The 20,608-nt window shown below is 57.5% G+C and carries 19 protein-coding genes and 1 pseudogene; 13 read left to right on the top strand and 7 right to left on the bottom strand.

The annotated features are described in order from the left end of the window. Positions 1 to 59: 59 nt before the first annotated feature. Entirely contained in the window at positions 60 to 470 is a 411-nt protein-coding gene (psiE, locus tag OSH03_RS19940) for a phosphate-starvation-inducible protein PsiE (RefSeq protein WP_000202963.1), read from the top strand. 96 nt (positions 471 to 566) lie between these two features. On the opposite strand, the gene malG is transcribed toward psiE, so the two are convergent. The 3 genes and pseudogenes from malG to malE form a co-directional block, all read right to left on the bottom strand. Then, on the bottom strand, positions 567 to 1,457 hold the full coding sequence (gene malG, locus OSH03_RS19935; protein WP_006810496.1) for a maltose ABC transporter permease MalG: 891 nt from the start codon (positions 1,455 to 1,457) through the stop codon (positions 567 to 569). Positions 1,458 to 1,471: 14 nt separating this feature from the next. Continuing rightward, a pseudogene (gene malF, locus OSH03_RS19930) lies at positions 1,472 to 2,990 on the bottom strand (maltose ABC transporter permease MalF). 125 nt (positions 2,991 to 3,115) lie between these two features. Beyond that, positions 3,116 to 4,306, bottom strand: coding sequence for a maltose/maltodextrin ABC transporter substrate-binding protein MalE (gene malE / locus OSH03_RS19925; protein WP_032644952.1), 1,191 nt, complete (start codon positions 4,304 to 4,306; stop codon positions 3,116 to 3,118). A gap of 370 nt (positions 4,307 to 4,676) precedes the next feature. Here malE and malK point away from each other — a divergent pair, with 370 nt between their 5' ends. From malK to OSH03_RS19885, 8 genes are all read left to right on the top strand, one after another. Beyond that, on the top strand, positions 4,677 to 5,786 hold the full coding sequence (malK, locus tag OSH03_RS19920; RefSeq protein ID WP_028015130.1) for a maltose/maltodextrin ABC transporter ATP-binding protein MalK: 1,110 nt from the start codon (positions 4,677 to 4,679) through the stop codon (positions 5,784 to 5,786). A gap of 71 nt (positions 5,787 to 5,857) precedes the next feature. Then, positions 5,858 to 7,195 carry a maltoporin gene (locus tag OSH03_RS19915; protein ID WP_139784212.1) on the top strand — a complete coding sequence of 446 codons (1,338 nt, stop codon included), beginning with the start codon at positions 5,858 to 5,860 and terminating at the stop codon, positions 7,193 to 7,195. Between the two features lie 113 nt (positions 7,196 to 7,308). Next, positions 7,309 to 8,262, top strand: coding sequence for a maltose operon protein MalM (malM, locus tag OSH03_RS19910; protein ID WP_266179896.1), 954 nt, complete (start codon positions 7,309 to 7,311; stop codon positions 8,260 to 8,262). A gap of 180 nt (positions 8,263 to 8,442) precedes the next feature. Then, positions 8,443 to 8,940, top strand: a complete 498-nt coding sequence (ubiC, locus tag OSH03_RS19905; protein ID WP_014882105.1) for a chorismate lyase — start codon at positions 8,443 to 8,445, stop codon at positions 8,938 to 8,940. A gap of 12 nt (positions 8,941 to 8,952) precedes the next feature. Then, positions 8,953 to 9,822, top strand: a complete 870-nt coding sequence (gene ubiA, locus OSH03_RS19900; protein WP_080329933.1) for a 4-hydroxybenzoate octaprenyltransferase — start codon at positions 8,953 to 8,955, stop codon at positions 9,820 to 9,822. 200 nt (positions 9,823 to 10,022) lie between these two features. After that, positions 10,023 to 10,994 carry a TRAP transporter substrate-binding protein gene (locus OSH03_RS19895; protein ID WP_041911564.1) on the top strand — a complete coding sequence of 324 codons (972 nt, stop codon included), beginning with the start codon at positions 10,023 to 10,025 and terminating at the stop codon, positions 10,992 to 10,994. Between the two features lie 12 nt (positions 10,995 to 11,006). Beyond that, complete coding sequence (locus OSH03_RS19890; RefSeq protein WP_061099578.1) at positions 11,007 to 11,516, top strand: TRAP transporter small permease; 510 nt, start codon at positions 11,007 to 11,009, stop codon at positions 11,514 to 11,516. A gap of 10 nt (positions 11,517 to 11,526) precedes the next feature. Continuing rightward, positions 11,527 to 12,813 (top strand): TRAP transporter large permease, encoded by a 1,287-nt coding sequence (locus OSH03_RS19885; RefSeq protein ID WP_061099577.1) that lies wholly within the window; start codon positions 11,527 to 11,529, stop codon positions 12,811 to 12,813. A gap of 82 nt (positions 12,814 to 12,895) precedes the next feature. Here OSH03_RS19885 and zntA read toward each other — a convergent pair whose 3' ends face one another. Both zntA and OSH03_RS19875 read right to left on the bottom strand, forming a co-directional pair. Beyond that, positions 12,896 to 15,067, bottom strand: a complete 2,172-nt coding sequence (gene zntA / locus OSH03_RS19880; RefSeq protein ID WP_266179894.1) for a Zn(II)/Cd(II)/Pb(II) translocating P-type ATPase ZntA — start codon at positions 15,065 to 15,067, stop codon at positions 12,896 to 12,898. 76 nt (positions 15,068 to 15,143) lie between these two features. After that, on the bottom strand, positions 15,144 to 15,770 hold the full coding sequence (locus OSH03_RS19875) for a lysoplasmalogenase (RefSeq protein ID WP_266179893.1): 627 nt from the start codon (positions 15,768 to 15,770) through the stop codon (positions 15,144 to 15,146). A gap of 129 nt (positions 15,771 to 15,899) precedes the next feature. Here OSH03_RS19875 and OSH03_RS19870 point away from each other — a divergent pair, with 129 nt between their 5' ends. After that, positions 15,900 to 16,256, top strand: a complete 357-nt coding sequence (locus tag OSH03_RS19870) for a DUF2500 domain-containing protein (protein ID WP_266179892.1) — start codon at positions 15,900 to 15,902, stop codon at positions 16,254 to 16,256. A 60-nt stretch (positions 16,257 to 16,316) separates the two neighbouring features. Here OSH03_RS19870 and OSH03_RS19865 read toward each other — a convergent pair whose 3' ends face one another. Further along, the gene (locus OSH03_RS19865) at positions 16,317 to 16,598 is read right to left on the bottom strand and encodes a DUF1145 family protein (RefSeq protein WP_014882110.1); all 282 of its coding nucleotides are present in this window, start codon (positions 16,596 to 16,598) and stop codon (positions 16,317 to 16,319) included. Beyond that, a complete protein-coding gene (gene rsmD, locus OSH03_RS19860) occupies positions 16,582 to 17,184 on the bottom strand; it encodes a 16S rRNA (guanine(966)-N(2))-methyltransferase (protein WP_028015140.1) in 603 nt (200 codons plus the stop codon). Before rsmD ends, OSH03_RS19865 begins: the two co-directional genes overlap by 17 nt. A 127-nt stretch (positions 17,185 to 17,311) precedes the next feature. Between rsmD and ftsY the strand changes: the two genes are divergently transcribed. The 3 genes from ftsY to ftsX are packed head-to-tail and all read left to right on the top strand — an operon-like array spanning position 17,312 to position 20,488. Further along, complete coding sequence (gene ftsY, locus OSH03_RS19855; protein ID WP_266179891.1) at positions 17,312 to 18,772, top strand: signal recognition particle-docking protein FtsY; 1,461 nt, start codon at positions 17,312 to 17,314, stop codon at positions 18,770 to 18,772. A 2-nt stretch (positions 18,773 to 18,774) separates the two neighbouring features. Continuing rightward, on the top strand, positions 18,775 to 19,446 hold the full coding sequence (ftsE, locus tag OSH03_RS19850) for a cell division ATP-binding protein FtsE (protein ID WP_003861525.1): 672 nt from the start codon (positions 18,775 to 18,777) through the stop codon (positions 19,444 to 19,446). Beyond that, complete coding sequence (gene ftsX / locus OSH03_RS19845) at positions 19,433 to 20,488, top strand: permease-like cell division protein FtsX (protein ID WP_028015142.1); 1,056 nt, start codon at positions 19,433 to 19,435, stop codon at positions 20,486 to 20,488. The genes ftsE and ftsX overlap by 14 nt, the downstream gene beginning before the upstream one ends. The last annotated feature ends 120 nt before the right edge of the window (positions 20,489 to 20,608 follow it).

Here is a 20,608-nt window from a genome sequence, read left to right as displayed (position 1 = left end):
AGATCCCCGTCACATTTTTGCGTTATACAGGAATCTCGCCCTGGAGAATGAGGTGCTGTATGACATCCCTGACTCGCCCGCGCGTTGAGTTTATCTCAACTATCCTCCAGACCGTGCTGAACCTCGGTCTGCTGAGCCTTGGCCTGATCCTGGTCGTCTTTCTCGGTAAAGAGACGGTGCATCTGGCGGATGTGCTGTTCGCCCCTGAGCAAACCAGCAAATATGCGCTGGTGGAAGGCCTGGTGGTCTACTTTCTCTACTTTGAATTTATCGCCCTGATTGTGAAGTACTTTCAGTCCGGCTTTCACTTCCCGCTGCGCTATTTCGTCTACATTGGCATCACCGCCATTGTGCGGCTGATCATCGTCGATCATAAATCCCCGCTCGACGTGCTGATCTACTCGGCGGCGATCCTGCTGCTGGTGATCACCCTCTGGCTGTGCAACTCAAAGCGGCTGAAACGGGAATAAAAAAATGGCGCTCCGAAGAGCGCCTAATAACAGTCACAAGTTGGGTCAATACAATACGTCTAAAGTTGAGGGTTGCAGTGGCATAACAGATGAAACTTAACCTTTCACGCCGCCCGCCGTCAGGCCGTTAACCAGCCAGCGCTGGGCCAGCAGGAACACCACGGTAATCGGGATGGCGGAGAGTACGGCCGCCGCGGCAAAGTCGCCCCACAGGTAGTTTTGCGGGTTGAGGTATTGCTGCATACCCACGGCCAGGGTGTAGCTGTTCACATCGCGCAGTAACAGTGAGGCAACCGGTACTTCGGTGATCGCCGCGATAAACGACAGGATAAACACTACCGCCAGAATCGGCACGGACAGCGGCAGCAGCACCAGACGGAACGCCTGCCACGGGGTAGCGCCGTCCAGCGACGCCGCCTCTTCCAGCGAGCCGTCGATGGTTTCGAAATAGCCTTTGATGGTCCACACGTGCAGGGCAATACCGCCGAGATAGGCGAAGATCACGCCGCCGTGGGTGTTCAGGCCGATAAACGGCACGTACTGGCCGAGACGGTCAAACAGGGCATACAACGCGACCAGAGACAGCACGGCCGGGAACATCTGGAAAATCAGCATGCCTTTCAGCAGCGTTGCTTTGCCCGGGAAGCGCATACGGGCGAAGGCGTAGGCACAGGTGGTGGAGAGCGTCACGATGCCGATCGCCGTGATGGTCGCCACTTTCACCGAGTTCCACAGCCACAGCAGCACCGGGAACGGCGGCGGGGTGACGCGGCCATCCGCGTGCTCCACGCTGAAGCCCAGCGCGAGCTTCCAGTGCTCCCAGGAGATTTCATCCGGGATCAGGCTCCCCGTCGCAAAGTTACCCGAACGCAGGGAGATGGCGATAACCATCAGCAGCGGGAACATGATCGCCGCGATGAAAATCAGCAGGCCTAAGTGCGTCGCCAGGAGGCGCAGTTTCTGAGATTTGGGTTGTACCATTGCCATGTTCAGTGCCCTCCTTAGTCAAATTTCATTCGTGTAGCTTTAAGGTTCACGATCGCCAGGGCGCCAACCAGCAGGAAGATCAGGGTGGCAATCGCCGCCGCCCTCGAAGGCGATACGGTAGGTGTAGCTCACGAGCAGGTCGGTATAGCCTGCCGGCGTGGTGGTGCCGAGACGGTCCGGGCCACCGTTGGTCAACAGCTGAATCAGCACGAAGTTGTTAAAGTTAAAGGCGAAGCTGGCAATCATCAGCGGCGTCAGCGGCTTAATGAGCAGCGGCAGCGTAATTTTAAAGAAGTTCTGGAACGGACCCGCGCCGTCCATCGCCGAGGCTTCGTACAGATCGTCCGGGATAGCCTTCAGCAGGCCCATGCACAGGATCATCATGTACGGATAACCCAGCCAGGTGTTGACGATGATAATCATCGAACGGGCGGTGGTCGGGTCGCTGAACCAGGCCGGTTTGATACCGAACAGCGCGCTCAGCATCATGTTGATTTCACCGAAGCTCTGGTTAAACAGCCCTTTGAAAATCAGAATCGAGATAAACGACGGTACGGCGTAAGGCAGAATCAGCAGCACGCGGTAAATCGCTTTGCCTTTAAAGGACTCCCACTGCACCAGACAGGCCAGCACCATGCCCACGGCCACGGTCAGGATCACCGTCAGCACCGAGAAGACCACCGTCCAGACGAAGATGGCAAAGAACGGTTTCTGAATGCCTTCGTCGGTAAACACGCGGGTAAAGTTGTCCCAACCGATGGTGACGGTATAGCCCGGGCTGAGCTTGTCATCACCCCATTTTCCGTCGGCGGTAATGGACTGATAGAAACCAATGTCGTTATTCGGACGGTACTTCACGCCGCTCTGGTTGTTGGTCAGCGTGCCGTCGTCCGCCAGAGTATAAAGCGGCTGCGTGCCGGAGAACTGGCGCAGCGAGCTCATGGTCACTTTGCTGTCATCGGGCAGTACGGCGGTAAGCTGGGTCAGCGCCTGGCGATTCTGGGTGATGATACGCAGGTTGGCGCGTTCACCTTCCGGCAGGGCCGCAGCCTCTTTTAAGGCCAGCTTCTGCTCGCCGCCAAATTTGAACGCGTCGGAAATATAGTTTTTGCCGCTCTCACCGTCAGTAAGCGCTAACTTCCACTCGTCACCCGCAGGATACAGGCCGAAGTTAAAGGTTTTACCCGCCTGATAAGAGCGATCCAGAAGCACCTGAGTGGCGCGCTCCTGCGCAAGCTGGTTGGTGCTGCTGTAGTTGGTGAACGCAATGGCGATGGTGCAGATCAGCGGGAACAGGACAAACAGCCCCATCCCGGCGACGCCCGGGTAGACATAGCGCCAGGCATAGGCTTTACGGTTGGCGAAAATATACAGGCCAGCAGAGCTTAAGATCAGCGTCATGATGGCAAACAGATATTCCCCTTGTACGTACATTAAAACAACAAGGTAACCCACCAGCAGACACAGCAGGCCAATCGCTGACCACTTCAGCGCGTCGCTTTGCCACCAGTGCTTCTTTTTAATGACATCCATGGGGTTCTTCCTCTACAACGTTTGATCTTTTCTCCCTCTCCTGGGGGAGAGGGCCGGGGTGAGGGCGTGCGGATAGCGACAACCCTCACCCTAACCCTCTCCCGGAGGGAGAGGGGACTACGGCATTACTTGGTAATACGACCCTGCGCATCCTTCAGCGCGGCATCGACAGTCTGACGACCGCTTGCAGCGTTGATGACCGCAGTACGGGTGGCGTACCAGAACGCAGCCATCTGTGGGATGTTCGGCATGATTTCGCCTTTCTGGGCGTTATCCATGGTCGCCGCGATGCGTGGATCTTTCGCCAGCTGATCCTGGAAGGATTTCAGCGCCACGGCGCCCAGCGGTTTGTCCTTGTTCACTTCACCCAGACCCTGATCGGTCAGCAGGTAGTTTTCCAGGAACTCTTTCGCCAGCTCTTTGTTCGGGCTGGCGGCGTTGATGCCCGCGCTCAGCACGCCGACGAACGGTTTAGACGGCTTGCCGTTGAAGGTTGGCAGCAGCGTCACGCCGTAGTTGATTTTGCTCTTGTCGATGTTGGTCCAGGCCCACGGACCGTTGATGGTCATCGCGGTTTCGCCTTTGTTGAACGCCGCTTCCGCGATGGAGTAGTCGGTATCCGCGTTCATGTGTTTGTTCTTAATCAGGTCAACCAGGAAGGTCAGGCCTTTTTTCGCACCCGCGTTATCCACGCCCACGTCTTTCACGTCATATTTGCCGTTTTCAAACTTGAACGCGTAACCGCCGTCGGCAGCAATCAGCGGCCAGGTGAAGTACGGCTCTTGCAGGTTGAACATCAGGGCGGATTTACCCTTCGCCTTCAGTTCTTTATCCAGTTTCGGGATCTCTTCCCAGGTTTTCGGCGGGTTTGGCACCAGGTCTTTGTTGTAAATCAGAGACAGGGCTTCAACTGCGATTGGGTAAGCAATGAGCTTGCCGTTATAGCGAACGGCGTCCCAGGTGAACGGGAACAGCTTGTCCTGGAAAGCTTTGTCTGGGGTGACTTCAGCCAGCAGACCAGACTGCGCGTAACCGCCGAAACGGTCGTGCGCCCAGAAGATGATGTCCGGACCGTCGCCGGTTGCTGCAACCTGCGGGAATTTCTCTTCCAGTTTGTCCGGGTGTTCTACGGTGACTTTAATACCGGTGTCTTTTTCGAATTTTTTGCCCACTTCGGCCAGGCCGTTATAGCCCTTGTCGCCGTTAATCCAGATAACCAGCTTGCCTTCTTCAATTTTGGCGAGCGCTGGGGCGGAAACCATCATTGCTGCAAGGGCGGACAATGCGAAAACGCGTGCGCCAGTCTTGATATTCATATCTGCCATCCTTTTTGGTGATGTGCTCGTGGATACATAAGGTGGTTCAACGTGACTCAGTCTCCTTATTTGACATCCTCTTTCCATCCTCCCAACCCCTACGCCCCACCCCCCGTTTGTGTGATCTCCGTTGCATAAATTTAAGTTATGAGTGCTGGCGCACATAAAAACCCACCGAATTTTGCAGGCCGCTTCACGAATTTCGCCTCAGCCCCCCGGCTGCGGTCGCAGAGCCTGCTCTCTCATCCTCCCGCCTCCTCCCCCATAAAAAAGCCGGGGGGTGGAGGATTCACGAAAGTAATGGATACCCCATAGTGAACTTATCTTGAATGTTTCTGTCGGTGACAGGTTGTAACGAAGGGAGAAGGGCATGGCGAGCGTACAGCTGCGTAATGTAACGAAAGCCTGGGGCGACGTAGTGGTGTCGAAAGACATCAATCTGGACATCACTGAAGGCGAGTTTGTGGTGTTTGTGGGCCCATCAGGCTGTGGTAAATCTACTCTGCTGCGTATGATTGCCGGTCTTGAAACCATCACCAGCGGCGATTTGCTGATCGGTGATACCCGAATGAACGACATCCCGCCAGCCGAACGCGGCGTAGGCATGGTGTTCCAGTCTTATGCGCTTTATCCCCATCTTTCCGTTGCCGAGAACATGTCCTTTGGCCTGAAGTTGGCAGGGGCGAAAAAAGAGGTCATTAACCAGCGCGTCACGCAGGTGGCGGAAGTGTTGCAGCTGGCGCACCTGCTGGAGCGTAAACCGAAAGCGCTTTCCGGTGGTCAGCGTCAGCGTGTGGCGATTGGCCGTACGCTGGTGGCCGAGCCGCGCGTGTTCCTGCTCGATGAACCTCTCTCTAACCTGGATGCCGCCCTGCGCGTCCAGATGCGTATCGAAATCTCCCGTCTGCACAAGCGCCTTGGCCGCACGATGATTTACGTCACCCACGATCAGGTCGAAGCGATGACCCTGGCCGACAAGATCGTGGTGCTGGATGCCGGTCGCGTAGCGCAGGTGGGCAAACCGCTGGAGCTCTATCACTACCCGGCAGACCGCTTTGTTGCGGGCTTCATTGGCTCGCCAAAGATGAACTTCCTGCCCGTCAAAGTGACGGCGACAGCCATTGAACAGGTACAGGTGGAGCTGCCAAACCGCCAGCAAGTCTGGCTGCCGGTGGACAGCGCCAACGTACAGGTAGGGGCAAATATGTCCCTCGGTATCCGTCCTGAGCATCTACTGCCAAGCCACATTGCGGATGTGACGCTGGAAGGTGAAGTTCAGGTCGTTGAACAGCTTGGTCACGAAACACAGATTCATATCCAGATCCCCGCCATCCGTCAGAACCTGGTCTACCGCCAGAATGACGTGGTGTTGGTAGAAGAGGGTGCCACATTCGCTATCGGCTTGCCGCCAGAGCGTTGCCATCTGTTCCGTGAGGATGGCACAGCATGTCGTCGGCTGCATAAAGAGCCAGGCGTTTAAGCAATCCCAAAAGAAGACACGAAACCGACAGGTGAAGTGTTCAAAGAAAAGCAATGATCTCAGGAGATAGAATGATGATTACTCTGCGCAAACTTCCTCTGGCAGTTGCCGTCGCAGCGGGCGTAATGTCTGCTCAGGCACTGGCCGTGGATTTCCATGGTTATGCTCGTTCCGGTATCGGCTGGACGGGTAGTGGCGGCGAACAACAGTGCTTCCAGGCAACCGGTGCCCAAAGTAAATACCGTCTTGGTAACGAATGTGAAACCTATGCGGAACTGAAGCTGGGCCAGGAAGTGTGGAAAGAAGGCGACAAGAGCTTCTACTTCGACACCAACGTAGCGTACTCCGTGGCGCAGCAGAACGACTGGGAAGCCACTGACCCGGCATTCCGTGAAGCTAACGTGCAGGGTAAAAACCTGATCGAATGGCTGCCAGGTTCCACCATCTGGGCCGGTAAGCGCTTCTATCAGCGTCATGACGTCCACATGATCGACTTCTACTACTGGGATATTTCAGGTCCTGGTGCGGGTCTGGAAAACATTGACGTCGGTTTCGGTAAGCTCTCTCTGGCTGCAACCCGTTCTTCTGAAGCAGGCGGTTCTTCATCCTTCGCCAGCAACAGTATCTATGATTACACCACCCGCACAGCGAACGATGTCTTTGACGTCCGTTTAGCGCAGATGGAGATCAACCCAGGCGGTACGCTGGAGCTTGGCGTTGACTACGGTCGTGCAAACCCACGTGATGATTATCATCTGATCGATGGTGCATCCAAAGATGGCTGGATGTTCACCGCTGAACACACGCAGAGCATGCTGAAAGGCTACAACAAGTTCGTTCTGCAATATGCAACTGACTCTATGACCTCTCAGGGCAAAGGTCTGTCGCAGGGTTCGAACATCGGTACCTCCGACGATATCAACTACGGCATCAACAACAACGGTCACCTGTGGCGCGTACTTGACCACGGTGCTATCTCTCTGGGCGATAGCTGGGACCTGATGTATGTCGGTATGTACCAGGATATCAACTGGGATAACAACAACGGTACCAAATGGTGGACCGTGGGCGTTCGTCCTATGTACAAATGGACGCCAATCATGAGCACCCTGCTGGAAGTGGGTTATGACAACGTCAAATCCCAGGAAACCGGCGAAACCAACGACCAGTATAAAATTACCCTGGCCCAGCAGTGGCAGGCAGGCGACAGCATCTGGTCACGTCCGGCAATCCGCGTATTCGCAACCTATGCGAAGTGGGATGAGAAGTGGGGCTATGCGCCAACCGGTAAAAACTCCGTTGCGGGTTACACCCCAGGCATGGCCTATAGCGATACCACTGCGAAAAGCTTCAGCCGCGGCGACAACGACGAGTGGTCCTTCGGCGCCCAGATGGAAATCTGGTGGTAATCCCGTCTTAACCTGACGTAATGACCAAACTGAGGGGCGCATGCCCCTCAATCCTTGGGACGGCGCGCTATTGCCTGGCTACCGCTGAACCTGTGCATTTTGAGGTGATAACAATGAAAATGAACAAAACTCTCCTTGCCCTTTGTTTGTCCGCAGGGCTGCTGGCAAGCGCGCCTGTCGTAACGCTCGCTAACGTCAACTTCGTTCCGCAAAACACAACATCTGCGCCAGCTATTCCAACAGCGGCACTGCAACAGCTTGTCTGGACGCCTGTCGATCAGTCTAAAACCCAGACCACCCAGCTCTCAACGGGCGGCCAGTCGCTTAATGTACCGGGTATTACCGGCCCGGTCGCTGCGTATAGCGTACCCGCCAATATCGGTGAATTGGCCATTACCCTGACCAGTGAAGTCAACAAGCAGACGAGCGTATTTGCGCCTAACGTGCTGATTCTCGATCAGAACATGACGCCGTCAGCCTTTTTCCCAAGTGAATACTTTACCTATCAGGAACCCGGCGTGATGAGCGCCGATCGTCTGGAAGGCGTCATGCGCCTGACGCCTGCGCTGGGCCAGCAAAAACTCTACGTGCTGGTCTTTACCACCGAGCAGGATCTCCAGAAGACCACCACGTTGCTCGATCCGGCTAAGGCCTACGCAAAAGGCACCGGCAACGCGGTTCCGGATATTCCGGACCCGATCGCCCGTCACGTCACCGACGGAACGTTAAAGCTGAAGGTGAAGACGAACAGCGGTTCCAGCGTGCTGGTCGGCCCGCTGTTTGGCTCCTCCGGTAACGGCCCTGTTACCGTGGGCAATACGGCTGCACCTGCTTACGCCGCGCCTGCTGCCACGGCAGCCGCACCGGTCGCCGCCGCAGCGCCAGCCCCGGCGAAGAAAGCCGAGCCCGTGCTGAACGACACCGAAGAATACTTCAACAACGCCATTAAGCAGGCGGTGAAGCGCGGCGATGTCGATAAAGCGCTGAAACTGCTTGATGAAGCTGAACGTTTAGGTTCAACCACTGCCCGTTCCACCTTTATCAGCAGTGTAAAAGGCAAGGGGTAACCGTTCCCCACAGTGCTGATTTGTTAGTAGTTTAGTGCGCCTGAGTGGGCGCACTTTTTTTCGTATTCGCCAGGCTGTTGCGCCCATGTTGCGATAGTGATCGTTAAATAACGTTTGGCCCCCCCTCATTGCCCGTTTCTGCGATACAATGCCATTACGTTATGTATCGGAGAGTCTGGCATGTCACACCCCGCGCTAACGCAACTGCGTGCGCTGCGCTATTTCGACCAAATACCTGCGCTTGATCCGCAGCAGCTGGACTGGTTGCTGCTGGAAGATTCCATGACGAAACGTTTTGAACAACAGGGTAAAACGGTCACGGTGACCCTGATACAGGAAGGGTTTGTCTCCGGCGATGAGATCGCCAGCGAGCTGCCGCTGTTGCCGCAAGAGGAACGCTACTGGCTGCGCGAAATTTTGCTCTGTGCCGATGGCGAACCCTGGCTTGCCGGGCGCACGGTGGTACCCGAGTCCACCCTGTCCGGGCCCGAGCTGGCGCTGCAGCGGCTGGGGAAAACGCCGCTGGGACGCTATCTTTTCACCTCGTCTGAGTTGACCAGGGATTTCATTGAGATTGGGCGTGATGCCGAACTTTGGGGGCGCCGTTCCCGCCTTCGCCTGAGCGGTAAGCCGTTAATCCTGACGGAGCTATTTTTACCGGCATCACCGTTGTACTAAGAGGAAGAAAAAATGGAGTGGAGCCTGACGCAGAATAAGCTGCTGGCGTATCACCGCTTAATGCGTACCGATAAACCCATTGGCGCGTTGCTGCTGCTGTGGCCGACCTTATGGGCGCTGTGGGTGGCTACGCCTGGCGTGCCGCCGCTGTGGATCCTGGGCGTGTTTGTTGCCGGCGTCTGGCTGATGCGCGCGGCGGGCTGCGTGGTGAATGACTATGCCGATCGTAAATTTGACGGCCACGTAAAGCGTACTGCCAACCGTCCGCTACCCAGCGGCCAGGTGACCGGAAAAGAAGCCCGCGTGCTGTTCATCGTTCTGGTGCTGCTCTCTTTCCTGCTGGTGTTAACCCTGAACACCATGACGATTCTGCTGTCCGTCGCGGCGCTCGCTCTGGCCTGGGTTTACCCCTTTATGAAGCGCTATACCCATCTGCCTCAGGTGGTGCTGGGGGCGGCTTTTGGCTGGTCGATTCCGATGGCGTTTGCAGCAGTTAGTGAGTCCTTACCGCTTAGCTGCTGGCTGATGTTCCTGGCGAACATCCTCTGGGCCGTGGCGTATGACACGCAGTATGCGATGGTTGACCGCGACGACGACCTGAAAATTGGCATTAAATCGACCGCCATTCTCTTTGGACGCCAGGACAAACTTATCATTGGCATTCTGCAGGTTGCGGTACTGGCGCTGATGGTCGCGATTGCGCGCCTGAACGGGCTTAACTGGGAATTTTACTGGTCGATACTGGTGGCCGGGCTGCTGTTTGCCTACCAGCAGAAGCTGATTGCAAAACGCGAACGCGAAGCCTGCTTTAAAGCGTTTATGAACAATAACTATGTCGGTCTGGTGCTGTTTTTAGGGCTGGTCATGAGCTATTTTTCCTGATTAACGCGCGGTCATGCCCCGCCGGGTATGACCGCATCGTTACCCGGCACTACCGCCCTCACAAATTTAAACCATCGTTTCATAAATTCGCGCTTTTGTGAGGCGCTTCACCTACGCTTCTCCCGGGCTAGTCTATTTTCTAAGCGTAAAAAAATAAAACACTGTTTTAACGCTGACATCACTACCCTGGAGCTGACTCAATGAAAACGACCCTCAAGCCGTTACTGGCCGCGCTGTGCCTGTCTGCTTTTGCCTGCACCGTTTCTGCCCAAACTATCAAAGCTGCCGATGTGCATCCTGAAGGCTACCCGAACGTGGTCGCGGTTCAGCACATGGGTGAAAAACTCAAACAGCAAACCGACGGCAAGCTGGAGATTAAGGTCTTCCCGGGCGGCGTGCTGGGGGATGAAAAACAGATGATTGAACAGGCGCAGATGGGGGCGATTGACATGATCCGCGTCTCCATGGCGCCGGTTGCCGCCATCCTGCCGGATATCGAAGTCTTCACGCTGCCGTACGTTTTCCGCGATGAGGACCACATGCACAAGGTGATCGACGGGGATATCGGCAAGCAGATCGGCGACAAGCTGACCGCGAACCCGAAATCCCGCCTGGTCTTCCTCGGCTGGATGGATTCCGGCACCCGTAACCTCATCACCAAAGAGCCGATCGTGAAGCCGGAAGATCTGAAAGGGAAGAAAATCCGCGTGCAGGGCAGCCCGGTGGCGCTCGCCACGCTGAAGGACATGGGGGCGAACTCGGTGGCGATGGGCGTTAGCGAGGTTTACAGCGGCATGCAGACCGGCGTGATTGACGGCGCGGAGAACAACCCGCCCACCTTTATCGCCCACAACTACATGCCGGTTGCTAAAAACTACACCCTCAGCGGTCACTTTATCACCCCGGAAATGCTGCTCTATTCAAAAGTGAAATGGGACAAACTGAGCGCTGATGAACAGCAAAAAATCCTGACCCTGGCCCGTGAAGCGCAGTTCGAACAGCGCAAGCTGTGGAATGCGTATAACGACCAGGCGCTGGCGAAAATGAAGGCGGGCGGCGTGCAGTTCCACGATATTGATAAGACGGTATTCATCAAGGCCACAGAGCCGGTGCGCGCCCAGTATGGCGACAAGCATCAGGATCTGATGAAAGCCATCGCTGACGTCCAGTAAGCCGGAGCACGTATGTCCGAACTCTACCTGAAGTGGATGGACCGTCTGTACCTGCTCGCCATGGCGGTGGCGGGCATTTCGCTGCTGGTGATGACGATTGTCATCCCCATCGGCATCTTCTCACGCTACGTGCTCAATCGCGGCGAATCCTGGCCGGAGCCGATCGCTATTATCTGCATGGTGACGTTCACCTTCATCGGCGCGGCGGTGAGCTACCGCGCCGGGTCGCACATTGCGGTCAATATGCTCACCGACCGTCTGCCCGCGTCGCTGCAACGGCTGTGCGCGCGGGTGGTGGATCTGCTGATGCTGCTGATCTCCGGCCTGATGTGCTGGTACAGCTACTGGCTGTGCGTCGAGCTGTGGGAGCAGCCGGTGGCGGAGTTCCCGATCCTGACCTCCGGCGAAAGCTACCTGCCGCTGCCGATCGGGTCGGCGATTTTGATCCTGTTTGTGCTTGAACGCCTGCTGTTTGGCTCGCAGGAAAACCGTCCGGTCGTGCTGATCGGCAATCACAGTTAAGGGGTGAACGATGGATGCTTTTGTTTTGTTATTCACCCTCGCCATTTTGCTGGCGCTGGGGATGCCGGTGGCCTTTGCCGTCGGCCTGAGCGCCGTGGCGGGGGCATTGTGGATTGACCTGCCGCTGGAAGCGCTGATGATCCAGATAACCAGCGGGGTGAACAAATTTACCCTGCTGGCGATCCCGTTCTTCATTCTCGCCGGGGCGATCATGGCGGAAGGGGGCATTGCCCGGCGGCTGGTGAATTTCGCCTACGTGTTTGTCGGCTTCATTCGCGGCGGGCTGTCGCTGGTGAACATCGTCGCCTCAACCTTCTTCGGCGCGATTTCCGGCTCGTCGGTGGCGGATACGGCGTCCATCGGCAGCGTGATGATCCCGGAGATGGAGAAGAAGGGCTATCCGCGCGAATACGCGGCGGCGGTCACGGCCAGCGGGTCGGTGCAGGCGATTCTGATCCCGCCCAGCCATAACTCGGTGATTTACTCCCTGGCGGCGGGGGGCACGGTCTCCATCGCCACGCTGTTTATCGCGGGCGTGCTGCCGGGCCTGCTGTTGGGTATGGGGTTGATGGCGCTCTGCCTGTGCTTCGCCCGCAAGCGCGGCTATCCAAAAGGGGAGCGAATTCCGTTAAGGCAGGCGCTGAAAATCATGCTCGACGCGCTGTGGGGACTGATGACGGTGGTGATTATCCTCGGCGGGATCCTGTCCGGGATATTTACCGCCACCGAATCCGCCGCCGTGGCCTGCCTGTGGGCGTTCTTCGTCACCATGTTTATCTACCGCGACTACAAGTGGAATGAACTGCCGAAGCTGATGTGCCGCACGGTCAAAACGGTCACCATCGTGATGATTTTGATTGGCTTTGCCGCGGCGTTTGGCGCGGTGATGACCTACATGCAGCTGCCGATGCGCATCACCGAGTTCTTCACGTCGCTCTCCGATAACAAGTACGTGATCCTGATGTACCTCAACATCATGCTGCTGCTGATCGGCACGCTGATGGACATGGCGCCGATCATCCTGATCCTGACCCCGGTTCTGCTGCCGGTGACCAACTCGCTGGGGATCGACCCGGTGCATTTCGGGATGATCATGATGGTTAACCTGGGGATCGGGCTGATCACCCCGCCGGTCGGGTCGGTGCTGTTCGTGGCGAGCGCGGTGAGCAAGCAGAAGATCGAGCACGTCGTGCGGGCGATGCTGCCGTTTTACGGCATGTTGCTTCTGATCCTGGGAATGATTACGTATATTCCGGCGATCTCATTATGGCTGCCGGGGGTGTTAGGGATGCAGTGACACCGCCCTTCTCCCCCTCCCCGTGGGAGAGGGTTGGGGTGAGGGCATCAGGCCGCACCCCGACCCAACCTGCCCGGCGTTTTTACCGACGGCGCAATAATCGCAGCGCGTTCGCCGTGACCAGCACCGTCGCCCCGGTATCCGCCAGCACCGCCAGCCACAGCCCGGTCAAACCGAGCAGCGTGGTGACGAGAAATATCCCCTTCAGACCCAGCGCAATGCCGATGTTCTGGCGAATATTGGCGCGCGTCGCCCGCGCAAGATCTATCATCTGCGCCAGCCCGGTCAGGCGGTTGTGCGTCAGCGCCGCATCCGCCGTCTCCAGCGCTACGTCGGTGCCGCTGCCCATCGCAATGCCGATGGTTGCGGCCTTCATCGCCGGGGCATCGTTAATCCCGTCACCGACCATCGCCAGCGGCGCGCGGCTGTTCAGTTCGGTTACCGCGCTGACCTTATCCGCTGGCAACAATCCAGCCTTAAACTCCAGCCCAAGCTCGCCGGCAATCGCGGCCGCCGCGCGCGGGTTATCGCCGGTGAGGATCACGCCCTGTACGCCCAGCTGATGCAGCGCCGCTACCGCGTCTTTGGCGTCATCGCGCAGGGTGTCGCGCAGTGCCAGCATGCCCTTCGCCACGCCGTCCTGCATCACGGCAACGACCGTCTGCCCGGCCTGCTCTAACGCCTCAACCTGTGGATGGGAGGACGTGCCCGCCGCGACAATCAGCACCTTTTTGCCGTCGACGACGGCCTCAATCCCAGACCCGACCAGCGCCCGCTGGGCGGTCGCCGAAGGGATAGCCAGCCCGCGCCCCTGCGCTTCACGCACTATCGCCTGCGCCAGCGGGTGAGTTGAACCCTGCTCAACGGCGGCGGCCATTATCAGCAGTTCGTCTTCACTGATGTCATGCGGATAGACGCCGGTGACCTGCGGCTTGCCAACCGTCAGCGTGCCGGTTTTATCGAAGGCGATGTGCTGAACCTGGCTCAGCTGTTCCAGCGCCGCGCCGCCCTTAATCAGCGCCCCGCGACGTGCCGCCGCCGCCAGCCCCGAGGTAATCGCCGCGGGCGTGGAGATCACCAGCGCGCACGGGCAGCCGATCAGCAGCAGGGTCAGCCCTTTATAAATCCAGCCCTCCCACGGCGCGCCGAAAAACAGCGGTGGAATCACGGTAACCAGCAGGGCAACCAGCATGATGGCGGGGGTGTAAATCCGGCTGAAGCGATCGATAAAGCGTTCGACCGGCGCGCGGCGCTCTTCGGCTTCTTCGATCAGCTTCAGGATGCGGTCGATGGCGCTGTCGCCCGGCTCGGACAGGACTTTGAGCTGCACCAGGCGGTCAACGCTGGTGGCACCGGCAGGGACTTTTTCGCCTGCCGCACGCTCCACCGGAATGGATTCCCCGGTCAGGGCGCTTTCGTCAAAACTCGCGGTGGCGGTAACGAGAGCCCCATCGGCAGGCAGACGCCCGCCCGCGGCAACTTCAATCACGTCGCCCGGTCGCAGCGTGTTGATGGCGACCGTTTCACGTTTGCCTTCATTAACCCGCGTGGCGGTTTCAGGCTTCAGCGCCATCAGCGCGCTCACCCCTTTGCGTGCCCGGCTCGCCGCCCAGCCCTCAAGCCGTTCGCCAATCAGGAACAGCAGCAGCACCATCGCCGCTTCCGCCGTCGCGCCAATAAACAGCGCGCCAATGGCCGCCACGCTCATCAGCGTTTCAATGGCGAACCAGCTGCCGCTTCTTATCAGGCGCAGCGCCTGGCGGGCAATCGGGAACAGCCCGACCAGCGTGGTGGCTATAAACGCCAGATTGCCGAACGGGTGGTTAATCTGCTCCAGCCCCCAGCTCAGGGCCATCATGATGATGAGCGTGATAAGGGGCAGGTTTTCTTTTAGCGGAGACGTTTTTTCAGCAGGGACTGCTTCGCTGCGCAGGGCATAGCCCGCCTTGCTGACGGCGGCTTCAACCTGTTTGCTGACGTCGTTATCGGCGCTGACCAGCAGCTTTTCGGTAGCGAACAGCACCTGAACGTGGTTTACGCCCGGCACCTGCTTCACCGCGTTTTCCACTTTGCGGGCGCAGGCCGCGCAGTCCATGCCGTTGACGACCCAGCTGTAGTGATTGCCGTTTTCAGGCAGCGCTTCGATCTGCGTTTCGCACGCGCCCTCGCAGCAGCAGTCGTCTTTCGGCGGAACCGGGCTGAGCTTAAGTGCCGAGAATTGTGGGACTTTTTTCGGTGTTTCTGGAGTCGACATGGCAGTCTCCGGTAATGATAATTTTCTCATTAACCGCAGCATACACTCTGGAGTCGACTCCAGAGTCAAGCGTTATTTAGATATACAATGAACGCACGATCAGGAAGTGCCCGGCAAAGTAGCAGGCGGACGCAATCGCGTTATCGGCGCGGAAGCGGCGGCGATAGTGGCTGCCCAGCCAAACAATATTGCCGATTAATAGCAGCGCCGCCCCGAAGAACGCGGACATCGCCTGAGATGTTGGACGGAAGAACCACAGCTCCCCGGCCAGCCACACCATCACCAGCGTCATGGCGATAAACGTGCCTACCGGCAGACGCATCTCTTCCAGACGCGACCAGATCACCGCAATCAGCAGCGCGCCAATCACCAGCAGCACCAGCGGCAGCGGCCAGAAGAAGGAGAGCGTCATCTGGCTGGCAAAGTAGATGGTATACAGCAGATGGGAAAGGAAGAATGCCCCCACGGCATACAGCAGGCGCTGACGCGGCAGCAGGGTTAAGGCATCACCAATCAGGGAGGCACACAGCCCGGCGAGCACCAGATAGCTGATGGCGTTAAACATCGGGGCCTGCCAGGCGAGCAGCAGAAGCAACAGCAGCGTGACGGGTTTAAACAACCAGCGCTGCCAGGCTGGACCGCGATAGGACGCATCGACATAAAGCCATGCGGAAAAACAGACAGCGATAAATGACCAAAGCATATTAACTCCCTGTAACTGTTGAGGCTGAATAATCAGTTTCTGATCCAGTGTAGTGACGCGGGCGGGCGTTTGGCAATGCCGGGGCAGGCGAGGTATCCTGAATTCCGCATAATCTGATGGGATGTTTCAATGAGCAAGATGCCGCTGTTTTTCATTATCGTGGTGGCGATTATCGTCATTGCCGCCTCGTTTCGCTTCGTGCAGCAGCGCCGCGAAAAGGCGGACAACGACGCCGCGCCGCTGGTGCAAAAGCGCGTGGTCGTAACGAACAAGCGCGAGAAGCCGCTTAACGATCGCCGCTCGCGCCAGCAGCAGGTGACGCCTGCGGGATCCGGTATGCGCTATGAAGCGAGCTTTAAGCCAGAAACGGGCGGCCTGGAGATGACCTTCCGCCTGGAGGCGCAGCAGTACCACCAGCTGACGGTAGGGGAGAAAGGAACCCTGAGTTATAAAGGGTCGCGGTTTGAAGGGTTCAGGACGGAATAATGCACGAACGGTTCCCTCTCCCCGTGGGAGAGGGTTAGGGTGAGGGCATCAGGCCGCACCTTACTTCTTCACCTGCGCCTTAAACTTCTTCATCCACACCAGCAGTTCAAACACGCCGAAAATAAACACCCGCAGCTGCTGCCAGCCGGTCATCGGCGGGCCATCTTTCGGCAGGCCGTTTTTCAGCATCACCATCTGCAGAGCGTGCATGAACGAGGTGAAAATCAGCGCCACGTTAACGAAAATATTCAACGGGCGCGGGAACGGGTGCACCAGATTCAAAATCAAAAATGCCCAGACGCCCAGCATCAGCAAGCGTCCCAGGTTAATCAGTACCGGCATCGGATCCTCCTTGTGCCTGACGGTGATAAAGACGATAAGCCACCTGGCCTGCAACCTTTTCGCGGTGCAGATCCCAGTGAACGGGAACGGGTGGCAGGCCGTTTTCCACTTCGCTTTCTACATAAATTAGCGCGTCATCCGCCAGCCAGCCATTGTGCTCCAGCAGGGATAACGTCTCTTCCAGCAGCCCCTTGCGGAACGGCGGGTCGACAAAGACCACGTTATGCGGCGTGCCCTGCTGCGCGAGGAAGCTCAGCGTATTGGTATTTACCACTTTCGCATTCGTCGCCTTCAGCGTCGCCAGATTTTGCTGCAGCGTCTGTGCGACGCCGCGCTCCATCTCCAGCAGCGTGGCGCTGGCAGCATAGCGCGACAGCGCCTCCAGCCCTAAGGCACCGCTTCCGGCGAAGCAGTCCAGGCAGTGGGCGTCTACCATTGACGGGGCAAGCCAGTTAAACAGCGTCTCGCGAACGCGGTCGGTGGTGGGGCGTAAACCGGGGCTGTCCGGCACCGGTAATTTCCGGCCTCGCCACTGGCCGCCGATAATGCGAATTTGACCGGCCGGGGCGCGGGTGGGTTTCTTCATCTCTGGAAAGCTCTGTTAACCATAGCCCTGCGATTGCGGGCGGTGATGTCAATTAAGTAAAGTGTTAGACTATTTCATCATTTTTTTAGCTTCCCTGTATATAGCGCCGCGAGGAGTGTAGTCGCAGATGGCAAAACAAAAAAAACGTGGCTTCTTTTCCTGGTTGGGTTTCGGTGAAAAAGAGCAAGAAACAGAACAGAAAACCGAAGAACAACAGGTTGCAGAAGAGCAGTCACAGCCTGAAACGCCAGTAGAAACCGCTGCGGTTGTCGAAGCGGAAGAGCCTGCCCACAGCAAAGAAGAGATCGAATCCTTTGCTGAAGAGGTGGTTGAGGTCACTGAGCAGGTTCAGGAGAGCGAGAAGCCAGAACCTGTCGTCATCGAAGCCGTTACCGAGGCGCCGCAGGCTGTAATCGAACACGAAGAGCTGCCGCTGCCGGAAGAGGTCAACGCCGAAGAGGTGTCTGCCGAAGAGTGGCAGGCCGAAGCGGAAACCGTTGAAATCGTTGAGGCGGTGGAAGAAGAAGCGGCACTTGAGCCAGAGCTGACCGACGAAGAGCTGGAAGCCCAGGCGCTGGCGGCGGAAGCGGCTGAAGAAGCGGTAATCGTCGTGCCGGTAGAAGAGCAGGCCGAAGAAGAGATCGTGCAGGAGCAGGAAAAACCGACCAAAGAAGGTTTCTTCGCGCGCCTGAAGCGCAGCCTGCTCAAAACCAAAGAAAACTTAGGTTCCGGATTTATCAGTCTGTTCCGCGGCAAGAAGATCGACGACGATCTCTTTGAAGAACTGGAAGAACAGCTGCTGATTGCGGACGTCGGCGTGGAGACCACCCGTAAGATCATCGCCAACCTGACCGAAGGGGCGAGCCGCAAGCAGCTGCGCGACGCCGAGGCGCTGTACGGCCTGCTGAAAGACGAGATGGGCGAAATTCTCGCAAAAGTTGACGAACCGCTTAATATTGAAGGCAAAACGCCATTTGTTATTCTGATGGTTGGCGTCAACGGCGTGGGTAAAACCACCACCATCGGCAAGCTGGCGCGCCAGTTTGAGCAGCAGGGCAAATCGGTGATGCTGGCGGCGGGCGATACCTTCCGTGCGGCAGCGGTTGAGCAGCTGCAGGTTTGGGGCCAGCGCAACAACATTCCGGTGATTGCCCAGCACACCGGCGCGGATTCCGCATCCGTGATTTTCGACGCCATCCAGGCGGCGAAGTCGCGCAACGTGGACGTGCTGATTGCCGATACCGCAGGGCGTTTGCAGAACAAATCGCACCTGATGGAAGAGTTGAAGAAAATCGTTCGCGTCATGAAGAAGCTGGATGAAGATGCACCGCATGAAATTATGCTGACTATCGACGCCAGCACCGGGCAGAACGCCATTAGCCAGGCGAAGCTGTTCCATGAAGCGGTAGGGCTGACGGGGATCACGCTGACCAAGCTGGACGGCACCGCGAAAGGCGGAGTGATCTTCTCCGTGGCCGACCAGTTCGGCATTCCTATCCGCTACATCGGTGTGGGCGAGCGTATTGAGGATTTGCGTCCGTTTAAGGCGGACGACTTTATTGAGGCATTATTTGCCCGAGAGGACTAACAATGATTCGCTTTGAACACGTCAGCAAGGCCTATCTCGGTGGGAGACAAGCGCTGCAGGGGGTGACGTTCCACCTGCAGCCAGGCGAGATGGCATTCCTGACCGGCCATTCCGGCGCGGGGAAAAGTACCCTGCTCAAGCTTATCTGTGGGATCGAACGGCCAAGCGCCGGGAAAATCTGGTTCAGCGGCCACGAAATTAGCCGTCTGAAAAACCGTGAAGTGCCGTTTCTGCGTCGTCAGATCGGCATGATTTTCCAGGACCACCACCTGCTGATGGATCGCACCGTTTTCGATAACGTGGCGATCCCGCTGATTATTGCCGGCGCCAGCTATGACGATATCCGCCGTCGCGTCTCTGCGGCGCTGGACAAGGTCGGGCTGCTGGACAAAGCGAAAAACTTCCCGATCCAGCTCTCCGGCGGTGAACAGCAGCGCGTGGGCATCGCCCGCGCGGTGGTGAACAAGCCTGCCGTACTGCTGGCGGATGAACCGACCGGTAACCTGGACGATGCCCTGTCCGAAGGGATTTTGCGTCTGTTTGAGGAATTCAACCGCGTAGGGGTAACGGTACTGATGGCGACGCACGATATGGGGCTGATTTCCCGACGTTCGTACCGCATGCTGACCCTGAGCGACGGGCATTTGCACGGAGGCCACGGTGAACAAGCGTGATGCAATGAACCAGATTCGGCAGTTCGGGAACCGGTTTGACCGTTTCCGTAAGCCGCAGGGCGGCGGTGACGGCAATCGTAATGCGCCTAAGCGCCAGAAAGCGGCGCCGAAGCCGGCTTCCCGCAAGACCAACGTGTTTAACGAGCAGGTGCGCTACGCCTTCCACGGCGCGCTGCAGGACCTGAAAAGCAAGCCGCTGGCGACGTTCCTGACGGTGATGGTGATCGCCATCTCCCTGACGCTGCCAAGCGTCTGCTACATGGTCTATAAGAACGTCAACCAGGCGGCGTCGCAGTATTATCCGTCACCGCAGATCACCGTTTATCTGGATAAAGCGCTCGACGATAACGCGGCGGCGCAGGTGGTCGGGCAAATCCAGGCCGAGCAGGGCGTGGAAAAGGTCAATTATCTCTCCCGTGAAGAAGCGCTGGGCGAATTCCGTAACTGGTCAGGCTTTGGCGGCGCGCTGGATATGCTCGAAGAGAACCCGCTGCCCGCCGTGGCGGTGGTGATCCCGAAGCTTGATTTCCAGGGAACCGATTCGCTGAATACCCTGCGCGACCGCATCACCCGCATCAACGGGATCGATGAAGTGCGCATGGACGACAGCTGGTTCGCCCGTCTTGCGGCGCTGACCGGGCTGGTGGGACGCGTGTCGGCGATGATCGGCGTGCTGATGGTGGCGGCGGTGTTCCTCGTCATCGGTAACAGCGTGCGTCTGAGCATCTTCGCGCGCCGCGATACCATCAACGTTCAGAAACTGATTGGCGCAACGGATGGTTTCATCCTGCGCCCGTTCCTTTACGGTGGCGCACTGCTCGGTTTCTCCGGCGCATTTCTTTCACTGATATTGTCAGAAATTTTGGTGATGCGGCTTTCGTCTGCCGTCACTGAAGTGGCGCAGGTTTTCGGAACTAAGTTTGATATCAGTGGGTTAGGCTTCGATGAGTGCCTGCTGTTGCTGCTGGTGTGCTCCATGATCGGCTGGATTGCCGCATGGCTGGCAACGGTTCAACATTTACGCCACTTTACTCCCGACTAATAAAAGCGTGATATAATCTTTCCCTGCACCGAGATGTTCGCTCTGCAGGGAAAGCGTCCCTGTTGTCTCTTCCCCTGTTATCATCTCCATGTCACATTTTGTGCGTAATTTATTCACCGT

The organism is Enterobacter nematophilus, assembly GCF_026344075.1.
Taxonomy (GTDB): Bacteria; Pseudomonadota; Gammaproteobacteria; order Enterobacterales; family Enterobacteriaceae; genus Enterobacter; species Enterobacter nematophilus.
This window is presented reverse-complemented; position numbering and strand designations above follow the sequence as displayed.

Excerpts from the sequence above, each read along its gene's own strand:
- psiE (WP_000202963.1), top strand. The coding sequence starts at position 60 with ATGACATCCCTGACTCGCCCGCGCGTTGAGTTTATCTCAACTATCCTC.
- malG (WP_006810496.1), bottom strand. The coding sequence starts at position 1,457 with ATGGCAATGGTACAACCCAAATCTCAGAAACTGCGCCTCCTGGCGACG.
- malE (WP_032644952.1), bottom strand. The coding sequence starts at position 4,306 with ATGAATATCAAGACTGGCGCACGCGTTTTCGCATTGTCCGCCCTTGCA.
- malK (WP_028015130.1), top strand. The coding sequence starts at position 4,677 with ATGGCGAGCGTACAGCTGCGTAATGTAACGAAAGCCTGGGGCGACGTA.
- OSH03_RS19915 (WP_139784212.1), top strand. The coding sequence starts at position 5,858 with ATGATGATTACTCTGCGCAAACTTCCTCTGGCAGTTGCCGTCGCAGCG.
- malM (WP_266179896.1), top strand. The coding sequence starts at position 7,309 with ATGAAAATGAACAAAACTCTCCTTGCCCTTTGTTTGTCCGCAGGGCTG.
- ubiC (WP_014882105.1), top strand. The coding sequence starts at position 8,443 with ATGTCACACCCCGCGCTAACGCAACTGCGTGCGCTGCGCTATTTCGAC.
- ubiA (WP_080329933.1), top strand. The coding sequence starts at position 8,953 with ATGGAGTGGAGCCTGACGCAGAATAAGCTGCTGGCGTATCACCGCTTA.
- OSH03_RS19895 (WP_041911564.1), top strand. The coding sequence starts at position 10,023 with ATGAAAACGACCCTCAAGCCGTTACTGGCCGCGCTGTGCCTGTCTGCT.
- OSH03_RS19890 (WP_061099578.1), top strand. The coding sequence starts at position 11,007 with ATGTCCGAACTCTACCTGAAGTGGATGGACCGTCTGTACCTGCTCGCC.
- OSH03_RS19885 (WP_061099577.1), top strand. The coding sequence starts at position 11,527 with ATGGATGCTTTTGTTTTGTTATTCACCCTCGCCATTTTGCTGGCGCTG.
- zntA (WP_266179894.1), bottom strand. The coding sequence starts at position 15,067 with ATGTCGACTCCAGAAACACCGAAAAAAGTCCCACAATTCTCGGCACTT.
- OSH03_RS19875 (WP_266179893.1), bottom strand. The coding sequence starts at position 15,770 with ATGCTTTGGTCATTTATCGCTGTCTGTTTTTCCGCATGGCTTTATGTC.
- OSH03_RS19870 (WP_266179892.1), top strand. The coding sequence starts at position 15,900 with ATGAGCAAGATGCCGCTGTTTTTCATTATCGTGGTGGCGATTATCGTC.
- OSH03_RS19865 (WP_014882110.1), bottom strand. The coding sequence starts at position 16,598 with ATGCCGGTACTGATTAACCTGGGACGCTTGCTGATGCTGGGCGTCTGG.
- rsmD (WP_028015140.1), bottom strand. The coding sequence starts at position 17,184 with ATGAAGAAACCCACCCGCGCCCCGGCCGGTCAAATTCGCATTATCGGC.
- ftsY (WP_266179891.1), top strand. The coding sequence starts at position 17,312 with ATGGCAAAACAAAAAAAACGTGGCTTCTTTTCCTGGTTGGGTTTCGGT.
- ftsE (WP_003861525.1), top strand. The coding sequence starts at position 18,775 with ATGATTCGCTTTGAACACGTCAGCAAGGCCTATCTCGGTGGGAGACAA.